The organism is Novosphingobium rosa NBRC 15208, assembly GCF_001598555.1.
In the GTDB taxonomy this organism is placed as follows: Bacteria; Pseudomonadota; Alphaproteobacteria; order Sphingomonadales; family Sphingomonadaceae; genus Novosphingobium; species Novosphingobium rosa.
In genome coordinates this window covers 18,075-29,294 of record NZ_BCZE01000044.1, presented here as the reverse complement: position 1 = coordinate 29,294, position 11,220 = coordinate 18,075, and the positions used below count along the sequence as shown (strand labels likewise).

Here is an 11,220-nt window from a genome sequence, read left to right as displayed (position 1 = left end):
GGAATATCAACGACAACACCACGATGGGAGAATCGCCATGGCCACCACAGCCGATGTCGTCGTCAACAAGGAAAATGCGTGGCGTCTTGACGCCCCCAGCGTCGAGGGCTGGGCCAAGGATGTGCGTCCAGGCCCCAACAAGCATTTCATGGTCTCGGTTGATACGCATCTCTCGCCGCCGGTGAAGCTGTTTCACGAACGCCTCGACAAGAAATTCCACCCCATGCTGCCCCGCATCGAGAAGGGCGAGGATGGCGAGCGCTATATCGTCATGCCCGGCGCGCGCCCCGAAAGGCTGATCGATTTCATGTTCGAGGGCGAGGATCTACTGCGCTCGCAATCGGGCGCCGACCTCAATGCCAAGGATCAGGATGGCACGGTGATCACCGGCCTCCAGCGGATCGCCGATCAGGACATGGACGGGGTGGATGCGGAGGTGATCTTCCCCAATGGCGCCGCGCTGCTGATGTGGTCCACCAACAACAATGAGATGGTCAACGCCCAGGCGCAGGTCTGGAATGACTGGGCGATGGAGGTCTGCAAGCCCTACCTCCATCGTTGCAACCCCACCGCCGCGCTGTGCACCGCCGATATCGACATGGCCGTCGCGGAAATCGAGCGTGTCGCCAAGCTGGGATACCGCGTTCTGACGCTGCCCAGCAAACCCGTCTTCGGCGCGCATAATGTCAGCGATATCAACTACAATCTGCCCGTCTTCGATCCGATGTGGGCCGCCATCCAGGACCATGATCTGGCGATCACCTATCATGTTTCGACCGGCCGCGATCCGCGCGCCGCGCGCGGCAACGGAGGCGCGATCATCAATTACGTGTGCCATTCGCTCTCCCCCACCATCGAACCGATTGTGAACATGTGCGCCTCGGGGGTGTTCGAGCGGTTTCCCAAGCTGCGGGCAGCCACGATCGAGGCCGATGCCGGGTGGGTGCCCTGGATGATGCAGAAGATGGACGAAGCCTATCTCAAACACCACTTCTGGGTCAGGCCCAAGCTGAAGAACCTGCCCAGCGACTATTACCGCGCCAATTGCTACGCCTCTTTCGGGGAGGACCATGCCGCCATCGCGCTGGTTGAGGAATTCGGGCTGGAAAACAATCTGATGTGGGCCAATGATTATCCCCATCATGAAGGCAGCTGGCCTCATTCCGCGCCATCGCTGTATCGCACGCTGGGCAGCGGCCTGCGTGAGGAAACCAGGGCTAAGATCCTGGGCCTGAACGCGGCCCGCGCCTTCAAGTTTGAGATTCCCCAGACCTATCGCTGAAACGGCGGGCGCATCCTGCCCGACCAGAAGGGTTCAGTCGGCCTCGGCGGACTGAACCCTTTCTTGTTCCGCTTATTTGCCGTCGAGCGAATAGACCAGCAAGGCATTGCCCGGCAGCTTGAAGGCAAAGCCATAGCCGGAATTGGTGATCAGATGGCCCTGATAGACAGCAGGCCCCGGCCCGCTCATCGATCCGCCATGGGCCATCGCACCATTCACAGCGGGAAAATCACCGGCGGTGTTGGTCTCCCAGATCACCTTGCCGGTCTGCCGGTCATAGGCCCGCAGCCAGCCATCGATCGCGCCAGACAGCACCGCACCGGGAATGGCGGTTGTCGCGGCGGAAATCCCGGCCTCACAGGGCATGCGTTGGCCGCAGCCATTGAAGAATGCACCGCGCCAGACAAGCTTGCCCGTCGCCGCATCCACCATATGCATGCCGGGATACCCTGCATCGGTGTAGGTGCCCGCTTGCGGCGTGGTCTTCGAATCATAGATCGGCACATAAATCGAGGTGCCCTGCGCCGACATGCCAAAGTGAATGCCGCCCTGCAGGCTGCCCCGGCCGACCCGCAGATCCCACAGGAACGCCCCTTTGCGATCCGGGTCGAGGGCCGTCAGCATCCCCGATTTGGCGCCGGCTAGCAAGACCTGCCGGCCCTGGCCAACATCGACCAGCATCGGCGAGGAAGCCAGATCCTGATCCAGCCCGCGCTCGGCGGGGCAATTGGGGTGGCCTTGATACATGCAGCTGTTGTTCCAGGCATCATGCTTGCTCAGTTGATAGGACCAGCGCCGCTCCCCCGTCACCAGATCCACCGCGATCACCGCATCGGAGTTGTCGTCTGCGGGGGAGGCGTAATTCTCGCCGGAGCCGAAATAGAGCGCGCCGCGCTTGTCATCCACCGTCGGCGAGCCCCACACCGGTGCGCCGCTGGGCGCCAGGATCTGCGTGCCATTGGCGGTCTGGCCGACCACGCGAGGTTCCTGCTGCACGGTGTAGGCCTGCCATTGCTTGCGCCCCGTGGCCATGTCCAGCGCCACGACCGAGCCGCGGAAGGTGCAGCACGGGTAATGCGGATCTTCTGCCGTCCCCACCTCGAGCGAGGAGATCGGCACATAGATCGTGCCATGCCATTGCGCCACGGTTCCGGTGATGGTTGCGGCATTGTGGTCCTCGGGGCGGACCTTCCACAGTTGCTGGCCCGTCTGCGCATCCAACGCATAGACATTGCCGCGAATGTCACCAAAGAACACGCGCGGGCGATGCGCCGGCATCGTGCCATCGGGCCAGCTTTCCACCACCGGCGCGTCGCGCACCTCGGCCCCTGCCCTGGCGGTCCAGCGCGCGCAGCCCGTGGCGAGATCCAGGGCGAAGACCGTGCCATCATGGCTGCCGACAAAGATCGCCCCCATCGCCACCACCGGTTGCGAGCGGGCCTGGGTGGCATCGGGAAAGGCCAGAGCCCATTTCAGCTTCAGCCGGGGCAGGTCCCGCGCGGTCAGGCCACCGATCGCGGCGGGCACGAAGCGGGTGTTGTCATAGCCCCATCCCACGCGCGGCGGCGGGCTCGTCAGGTCGAACCGGCCATGCGCCGCATCGCACATCTTGGGCGGCGGCGGGCCCTTGTAGGTAGAAAGGTCGGTCTTGGTCAGATATTCCACGAGCTGGCGGCGTTGCTGCTCGGTCAGCCCCGCCGCCATGGGCTTCATCACGCCCTCATCGATCGTGTGCAGGATCATCGTGGGCGACATGCCATGCAGCATATATTCGGGCGGCGCCTTGGGGCTGTTGCCATTGTGACAGCCCGCACAGTTCTGCTGGAAAATCGCCTGCCCCGGCCAAATTGGGGCGGAGCCCTGAGCCGGCGCGCCAGAGGGCGCGGGCTCTGACGCGAATCCCGCCCCGTTCAAACCGGCCATTGCCATGGCGGCGCTGATCAGGCCGGTCACCAGCCATCTTGTCCTATGCATCGATTTCCTCCATCGTAGCTTGATCAAAGCTATGATCACCGGGCGCGACGAGACAGCGGGCCAGCGTTCTGGCCCGGTGCGCCACGCGCCCGCGCAATCGTGGTTTAGGGATCCGCCTTGTGCCGCAAGCCGTCAGGCCGGGCGCTAGCAGGCGCCTTCGCAGGTCACGGCATTGCGCAACCGGTATTCGGTGGGAGTCAGGCCCGTCACCTGCTTGAAGGCGTAGCAAAAGGCGCTGGCATGGGCGAAATCGAGCTGATGGGCGATCATCTTCAAGGGTTGGCCGGTTTCCAGCAGCATGCGTTTGGCCGCGGCCATGCGCGCCTGCTCGATCTGCTGGCGCAGGGATGTGCCCGTGGTGCGGCGGAAGGCATCACGCAGGCGCGGCAGGCTGATCTCGCAATCCTCAGCGACCCTGGCCGGCGTCAGCCCCCTGAAATCGCTGGTTTCGATATAGCAGCGAACGCGGGCGAACTGTTCGGAGGTTAGCGCCCCCTCGGCCGGCGGCACGAGCCGCGACCGCGCCATCTGCAGGCGGGCAGTGTCGATGGCCAGCATTCGCAGCAGCGTGTCGAGCAGCCCCTTGGCGCCTGGGCCGGGTGTCGTCAGCTCGGCATGGATCCGGTCGAGCGTGCTGCTGATGACCGGATCATCGAACACCGGATGCGCCTCGGCCCGCGCGAAGTCGAAGTCCATATAGGGTGCAACCATCTGCGTCAGCCATTTGGCATCCAGATTGAAGGTGCGGACGGGGAAATCGGTCTCTTCCCCGATGGTCTCGACATAGACCTCGAAATCCGCGGGCGTCAGAACGATTCGCCCCAACCGCCGCTCACCCCCGATGGGCTGGGCCAGGCGCGCACGCACGGGGCGGCGCAATCCAGCCTGCATGATGTTGAAAACACTGGCCCGCTGCGAGAATGTCTGCCCCGCCCGCCAGGCGTGCGAGTCGCAGGTCAGCAGCAGCCCTTCATGCTGGCCCTCCCATTGGATGGTTCGCATAGCATCTCTCCCGGCGGGCAGTCATATCGGCGCTGCCTCGCTCGGGTCCTTATGTAGCAAATCACCGGCGCCGATAAAGCGGTGAAAATCCACGGGAGTAGTCTGCTGCTGTCCCGGCATTTACCCGCGCATGATACATCTGCCAGCCGGCCTGCCCGTCAGCGCCCCGCCCTGTCGGCCAGAACGATGTCTCCGGCGCGCCAGCCCACCGCCATCACCGGCCCGTTGATGTTGCAGGAGGGCATGGTGGGCATCACCGAAGCATCCGCCACCCGCAACCCCTGCACGCCGCGCACGCGCAACCGCGAATCCAGCACCGTATCGGGACCGTCACCCATGCGGCATGTGCCGCAGCTGTGGAAGGTGGAGCTCCCCTTTTCGCGATAGGCCCGCAAAATATCCTCATCGGAAACGATGTCCGTCACCAGATCACGCTCTTTGGCGATCAGCCGGGCCATTTCGGGCTGGCGCATCCATTCAACGGTGAAGCGATAGCATGAGATTGTGACCTCCTGATCATAGGGATCGGCCAGATAGTTCGGCTGGATGGCAGGCATCACCGCCATATCGCGCGACCGGATCCGCACCGAGCCCTGGCTGCGCGACCTGGCCGGAAAGCTGAACACCTGAAAGCTTGGCGAGGTTTCGGTTTCCGGCCCGGTTTCCAGCATGCGGGCCACGTAGGGCGCGAAAATGATCTCTGCGTCGGGGCGCGACAATCCGGGGCGGCTGCGGAAAAAGCCCGCCACGGGATAGGGCGGCGCCGCCATCGGCCCAGACCGGGTGAAGAGATAGCGCAGTCCGTTCAGCACCAAGCGGCCACCGCGGTATTGGTGGTTTTCACCCAGCTTTTCGGCCAGATCATAATTCAGCATCAAGGCGCGATGTTCCAGCAGATGCTCCCCCACGTGACGGTTCTGCGCCACGATCGGGATCCCCAGCGCAGCCAGACGCTGCGGATCCCCCACGCCGGACCGTTGCAGGATCGCCGGGCTGTTGAGCGCCCCGGCGGACAGGATGATCTCGCCCTGCGTGCGGAATATGGCCTCAGCCCCGCCGCGCAGCCCGGTCACGCCGACCGCCCTTTGCCCCTCGAACAGCACCCGCTCCGCCTCGAAGCCGGTGACGATCTCCAGATTCGGCCGGGATTTCGCCTGATCGAGGAAAGCCCGCGCCGAACTCATCCGCATCCCGCCAGCGATGGAGTGCGGGGCATAGCCCACCCCCTCCTGCATGGGGTTGTTAAGGTCCGCCACTCTGCAAAGCCCCATGCGCTCGCCCGCCGCAATAAAACTCTCGGCCAGCCGGTCCCGGCTTTCCGGCACGGTGATCTTGAGCGGCCCGCTGGTGCCCCGGCCATTCCCGGCGCCAAGCGCATGGTTCTCCATCTCGCCATAGGCTTGCCACACGGCCTCGCCGCCCCAGCCCGTGGCACCGGCCGCAACCCAATCGTCGAAATCGGCCTGCTGCGCCCGGAAATACATCATGCCATTGATCGAACTCGATCCACCCAGCAGCTTGCCGCGGATCCAGTGCTCCGCCCCGAAGCCATCGCCAGGCTCGGTCTGATAGCGCCAGGTCCGGTTCGGATTGCCCAGCACCTGGGCAATCCCCTTGGGCATCGAGACCATCGGATGGCGATGGCTCGGCCCGGCCTCGAGCAGCAGCACGCGGCTGCGCCCGTCGGCGCAGAGGCGATACGCCAGCGCCGCCCCCGCCGAGCCGGCCCCGACAATAATGTAATCCGGATTGTCCATGGTCGCCGGTCTTAAAGTTCGAGCGCACAGGGCACTTTGGGCCCCGGCGCAAAGCGGATGGGCATCGATTCCCAGCCATTGATCGTGCCGATCGAGGGATAGCGATGGGCCTTGGCGTAATCGATGGTGAAATCGGGGATCCGCGCGAAGACCTGCGCTACCATTTCCTCGAACATCATGCGGGCGAAGGTCGATCCGATGCAGCGGTGAATGCCCGAGCCGAAGGCAACGTGACGGTTGGACTCCCGGTCGAAATTGATCGTGTCGGGATCCTCGAACACGCCGGGATCGCGGTTGGCCGAAGACCAGGCAAGATAGATGCGGTCACCCTTGTTCAGCTTCGCGCCACACAGCTCGGTCTCTTCGGTAACATTGCGGGCCAGGCCGTGGATCGGCGTGTAGAAACGCAGAAACTCCTCCCGCGCAAAGGGCAGAAGCTCTGGATTGTCCATCAGCCGCTTCTTCTCCTCGGGGTGGTCGTGAAGATAGGTCAGCCCGTGGGTGGTCAGCGCGGTGGTGGTGTCCACCCCGCCGATGATGATGTTGTTCGAGAAGGACAGCACCTCGTCCAGCGTCAGCTTGTTGCCGCCGCGCGCCTCATTATGCGCAAAATAGGACAGCAGATTGTCTTCCTCGGGCAGGGTGCAGTAGCGCATGTATTCCTCGGCGCAGCGCTGGAACACCCATTGCACGCCCGCGACCACCTCGGCGTAATTGTCCGCCTCCTTGGGGGTGAAGACCATCGCATGAAGCGGATCGGCGAACTGGCGCCATTCCGAAAGCGGCAGACCCATCAGTTGCATGGTCACCATCGCCGGGACCGGGCCGGTGAAATCATTGACGAGATCCATCTCGCCGCTCTCGATCACCCGGTTGAGCAGCGCGGTGGCGAACATGCGCGCATCCTCGCGGAAGGTTTCGACGGCCTTGGGCACGAAGCGGCGATTGATGAAGCCGCGCATCACTCCCCATTCGGGCGGATCGGATTCGACCGGCAGGCCGCGCGGAATGGGGGTGAAGGGAATGGTGATGCCGCCATGGCCTGATGCGGTTTCGGGTGAAAAATTCTTGTGGCTGGAAAACAGCCTTGGTTCGCGCGCCGCCTCGACAACGGCCTCATAGCCGGTGGCGACCCAATAGCCTTCATGCTTGTCCGTCCAGGCAACCGGGCATTTCGAACGCATCTCGGCAAATTCGGGCACCCAGTTTTCGGCGTGCTGGGGCGATTCATGGTCGAAGGCGATCGGATTCGCCTTGGTGCCAACAGCTTCGGTCATGGCACGATACTCCCCTTCTCGCGGATGATGGTGATGGCCTGCTCGGGACAGGCACGCTCGGCCTGGATCACGGCATCTTCCTGCTCGGGCGGGATCTGCGCGACCAGCAGCTCGGCCCGGCCATCCTCGTCACCCAGCTGGAAAACCTTGGGCGCATAGAGCACGCACATCCCCTGCCCGACGCAGCGGTCGGGATCGATGGTTACCTTCATGTCATCACCTCAAAAGCTGTCGAGGGCCGCGTGATCGTCAATGGCGGTCAGCAGGCGGCGCAGGAATTCACGGGTGGTGCGCAGCGGCTGCATGTCCGGCATGCCGCTGGCCGGGACCAGCGTGATGGTCCAGAAGGCCAGCGCCGTCATCAGCTGCTGGCGCAGGCTGCGCCACACCTGATCGATGGGTTCGCGCGGCACGCCCGCCTGCTCCATCAGATCGAGATAGAGCGCGACCAGATCCTTCTCCCAGGCCCGGCGGTTCTCGATCGTCAGGGCGGTGGTCAGGGTGTAGATCAGATCGCGCGACCAATGGCCGACCGAGGCGATCTGCCAGTCACTCAGACCCATCCTGCCATTACTGGCGATGTACCAGTTCTTCAGATGGACATCGCAGTGGATCACCGTTTGCGGCAACGCCTTATGCGCCTCGACCGATTTCATCGTCGCGTCCCAGATCTCCGCACGCCGGGCGTAGAGCCTTGCCGGCATGAGATCCTCGCTGTCACCGAAAGCCTTGTCGCAGCAGGCCTCGAAATCGGGCGAGGCCGCCATCATCCGCGCCCACCAGGCCGGCCAAGGAATGAAAGGCAGCGTCTCGCTGCCCAGTTCGGGGCTTTCGTAAAACCTGGAATGCAGCGCGGCGAGCGTGCGGATCTGTTGCTCGGCAAGTTCGCGGGTGATCTCGGTGCGATCGTCGCAGAATTGGGCGCTGCCCCCCAGATCGCGCAGCATGATCAGCGAGGCAAAGTTTTCAGGATCGAAGCGGGCGTAAATGCCCTCGGGCGCCTCGATCTCCAGCCGGCCACGCACCTTGTTGTAGAAATCGGTCTCGATCTGCGCCGCGCGTGACAAGCCCAGCACCAGCCGGTTGTTCAGCGTTTCGGCAGCCTTGCAGAAGACCGTGGCCGGAAGCCCCGCCTTCTCGCCCGCCGCATCATAGGTCAGGAAAATGCGCCTGCGGTTGGAAGAGCCGTCATCGCGCTCATCGAAGCTGTGAGACAGCACATGCGCGCCGGGCACATCGCGACAGATAACGTCGGTCAGCCATGCATCGGTGATCGCGCCATAGCTGTGCGGCACCTCATCGGCGCGGTACACCGGGCGGTTGAGATCCTCGCTCTCGAAGAGGCCCGCGATCCTGGTGATTTCGTCCTGCATCTCATACTCCCCAATGTCAGTGCCCGGATCTCAGTTGATCGCCAGATGCGAGGGGGCCGCAGCCAGCACCACGGATTTCGTCTCAAGGAAGGGCAGCAGCCCCTCGACCCCGCCTTCGCGGCCGATCCCGGATTGCTTGAAGCCGCCAAAGGCTATGTTGAAGAAGTCTCCGGCCTGGCCGTTCTGACCAACAGTGCCTGTCCGCATCTGGCGCGCGACCCGATAGGCGCGATCCGCGTCATGGGTGAAGACACCGCCCGACAGGCCGAAGCTGGAATCATTGGCGATCGCCACCGCCGCTTCCTCGCTGTCGACGGGGATCACGCTGAGCACCGGCCCGAAGATTTCCTCCTGCGCGATCGTCGAACGGTTATCGACATTGCCGAACAGGGTCGGCTCGACATAGTACCCCCGATCGAGATGAGCCGGGCGGCCGCCGCCCGTCACCAGCATCGCGCCTTCGGCCTTGCCGGCGGCGATATAGCTTTCCACCCGGTCGCGCTGTCGCGCCATGGCCAGCGGCCCCATCTGAGTGCCCTGTTCCAGTGGATCGCCTACCACGATCCGCGAAAACCGCCCCGCCAGCGCATCCAGCAAGGCCCCCTGCCGCGAACGGCTGACCACCACTCTGGTCAAAGCCGCGCAAACCTGGCCGGTCATCAGGGTCGAATTGCCCGCCATCACATCCGCCACCTGGTCGATGTCGGCATCGTCCAGCACCAGTGCCGCCGATTTTCCACCCAGCTCCAGAGTGCAACGCGCGATGCGCTCGCCACAGATCGAGGCGATCCGCTTGCCGGCAAGGCTCGATCCGGTGAAGGTCACCTTGTCCACGCGAGGGTCGCGCACCAGCAATTCCGAAGCGGCACGGTCCGCTGTCAGCACATTGAGCACACCTGCGGGCAGGCCGATTGCCTCGGCGGCGGCGGCCACGGCATAGGCCGCGCTGGGAGCTTCTGGCGAGGCCTTCAGAATGACGGTGCAACCGGCCAGCAGAGCCGGCGCGATCTTGTAGGCGATCAGCAGGGGCGGCGCGTTCCACGGGATGATCGCGGCCACCACGCCCACCGCCTCGCGCACGAGCAGGCCAAAATTGCCGCTCTGAAGGGGTTTCACCTCCTCGAACTGGAAGGTTTCGGCCAGACCCGCGTAATAATGATAGACATGGCCAGCCCAGCCCGCCACGCCTTCTGCGGCAGGCAGGACAATGCCCATCTCCTTGGACCAGGCCCGCGCGATGGCCGGTGTCTCGGCGGTCAGCGCATTGCCCAGAGCGGTGAGATACCCGGCGCGCTTGGCATGCGACAGCTGCGGCCAGCCTCCCCGGTCGAAGGCCACGCGCGCGGCGGCCACGGCCCGGTCAATGTCAGGCTCATGGGCTTCGGCCACTTCGGTGAACAGGGCCTCGGTGGCCGGAGTGACAACGCGGAACACGGAATTGCCGGAAGCCCCCACCCAGCGTCCATCAATGTAGAGCTTGTCAGCGTTCGCAATTGTCATCCCATGTCACCTTTCGCAGTCCAGATCGGGCTGGCCACTCTCGGGGGCTGCCGTGCCCGGCGTCTCTCACCTGGCAAGAGGTAAACCTTCCATCGGCGGCGCGCAGCCTTTGCGGATTTCGAATAAGGGCAGTTTTGTTACGAACCACGCGCGTGCCCCTTGCCCAAGCCACCAAACTGGCGCCTGTCCCAAAGGCGACCTTGTCGAAACCGCCGGGCGATCCGGGCCCGCCCACTGGCATTTCCGACATCCGACACTTTCCCGCAACTTGAGGATGAAATGACACTTGGCTCCCTGATCCACGTCGAAGCGGCCCTGAATGGCCGGGCCGCGATCATCCGCCTCAACCGGCCCGATGCGCTCAATGCCCTCAACGGCCCTTTGCTCGACGCGCTGGACGCCGCGCTAGACACCATCGCGGCGAATCCCCACCTGCGCGCCGTCATCCTGACCGGTGGCGAGCGATGCTTTTCGGCAGGGGCGGATCTGAAGGAACAGCTTGCAGACCGGCTCGAGCGGGTTCGGCGTGTCCATGCGCTGGTGCTGCGCCTTCAGGCGTTTGCGGTGCCGCTGATCGCGGCCATCGAAGGCTGGGCCCTGGGCGGAGGGCTGGAACTGGCGATGGCCTGCACCTTTCGCGTGGCCGCTCCGGGCGCGCGGCTGGGGCTGCCCGAGGTGCATCTGGGCGCCATCCCCTCCTTTGGCGGCACGCAGCTGAGCACGCGCCTGTTGGGAACCAGCCGGGCGCTCGAACTGCTGTGCTGGGGCGATCCTCTCGATGCCGCACAGGGCCTGGCAATCGGCCTGGTCAACTGGCTGGCGGCTGAAGACGGCGGCGCCCTCGCCATGGCCCTGCAACGCGCCGAGGGTTTGGCGCAGCGGTCTCCGGAGGCGATCGGCGGTATGCTGGCGGCAGTGCGCCAGGGATCGCAGCTGCCTTTGGCATTGGCGCTGGCCATCGAGGAAAGCATCACCGCCAGCCTGATCGCCCAAAGTGAAGCAGACGCCATCAAAGCGGCCTTCACGGCACGAACACGCACCATCTGAGCAAGGAT

Annotated in this window: 9 protein-coding genes; 2 read left to right on the top strand and 7 right to left on the bottom strand. The window is 64.3% G+C overall.

Annotation, left to right across the window (positions count from 1 at the left end; all coding sequences use genetic code 11):
• The first annotated feature begins 37 nt into the window (after positions 1–37).
• The gene (locus tag SR3_RS17310; protein WP_068088960.1) at positions 38–1,282 is read left to right on the top strand and encodes an amidohydrolase family protein; all 1,245 of its coding nucleotides are present in this window, start codon (positions 38–40) and stop codon (positions 1,280–1,282) included.
• 72 nt (positions 1,283–1,354) lie between these two features.
• On the opposite strand, the gene SR3_RS17305 is transcribed toward SR3_RS17310, so the two are convergent.
• From SR3_RS17305 to SR3_RS17275, 7 genes are all read right to left on the bottom strand, one after another.
• Positions 1,355–3,256, bottom strand: a complete 1,902-nt coding sequence (locus SR3_RS17305) for an outer membrane protein assembly factor BamB family protein (protein WP_084455668.1) — start codon at positions 3,254–3,256, stop codon at positions 1,355–1,357.
• Positions 3,257–3,400: 144 nt separating this feature from the next.
• A complete protein-coding gene (locus SR3_RS17300; protein WP_068088954.1) occupies positions 3,401–4,258 on the bottom strand; it encodes a helix-turn-helix transcriptional regulator in 858 nt (285 codons plus the stop codon).
• 158 nt (positions 4,259–4,416) lie between these two features.
• Positions 4,417–6,015: a GMC family oxidoreductase gene (locus tag SR3_RS17295; protein WP_068088951.1), complete on the bottom strand. Its 1,599-nt coding sequence runs from the start codon at positions 6,013–6,015 to the stop codon at positions 4,417–4,419.
• An 11-nt stretch (positions 6,016–6,026) separates the two neighbouring features.
• Positions 6,027–7,292 (bottom strand): cytochrome P450, encoded by a 1,266-nt coding sequence (locus SR3_RS17290; protein ID WP_068088948.1) that lies wholly within the window; start codon positions 7,290–7,292, stop codon positions 6,027–6,029.
• Complete coding sequence (locus SR3_RS17285) at positions 7,289–7,504, bottom strand: ferredoxin (RefSeq protein WP_068088945.1); 216 nt, start codon at positions 7,502–7,504, stop codon at positions 7,289–7,291. The genes SR3_RS17290 and SR3_RS17285 overlap by 4 nt, the downstream gene beginning before the upstream one ends.
• A 9-nt stretch (positions 7,505–7,513) precedes the next feature.
• Positions 7,514–8,665, bottom strand: a complete 1,152-nt coding sequence (locus SR3_RS17280; protein WP_068088942.1) for an aminoglycoside phosphotransferase family protein — start codon at positions 8,663–8,665, stop codon at positions 7,514–7,516.
• A 30-nt stretch (positions 8,666–8,695) separates the two neighbouring features.
• Complete coding sequence (locus SR3_RS17275) at positions 8,696–10,165, bottom strand: aldehyde dehydrogenase (RefSeq protein WP_068088940.1); 1,470 nt, start codon at positions 10,163–10,165, stop codon at positions 8,696–8,698.
• Between the two features lie 279 nt (positions 10,166–10,444).
• On the opposite strand from SR3_RS17275, the gene SR3_RS17270 reads away from it, so the two are divergent.
• Positions 10,445–11,212: an enoyl-CoA hydratase/isomerase family protein gene (locus SR3_RS17270; protein ID WP_068088939.1), complete on the top strand. Its 768-nt coding sequence runs from the start codon at positions 10,445–10,447 to the stop codon at positions 11,210–11,212.
• Positions 11,213–11,220 lie beyond the last annotated feature (8 nt).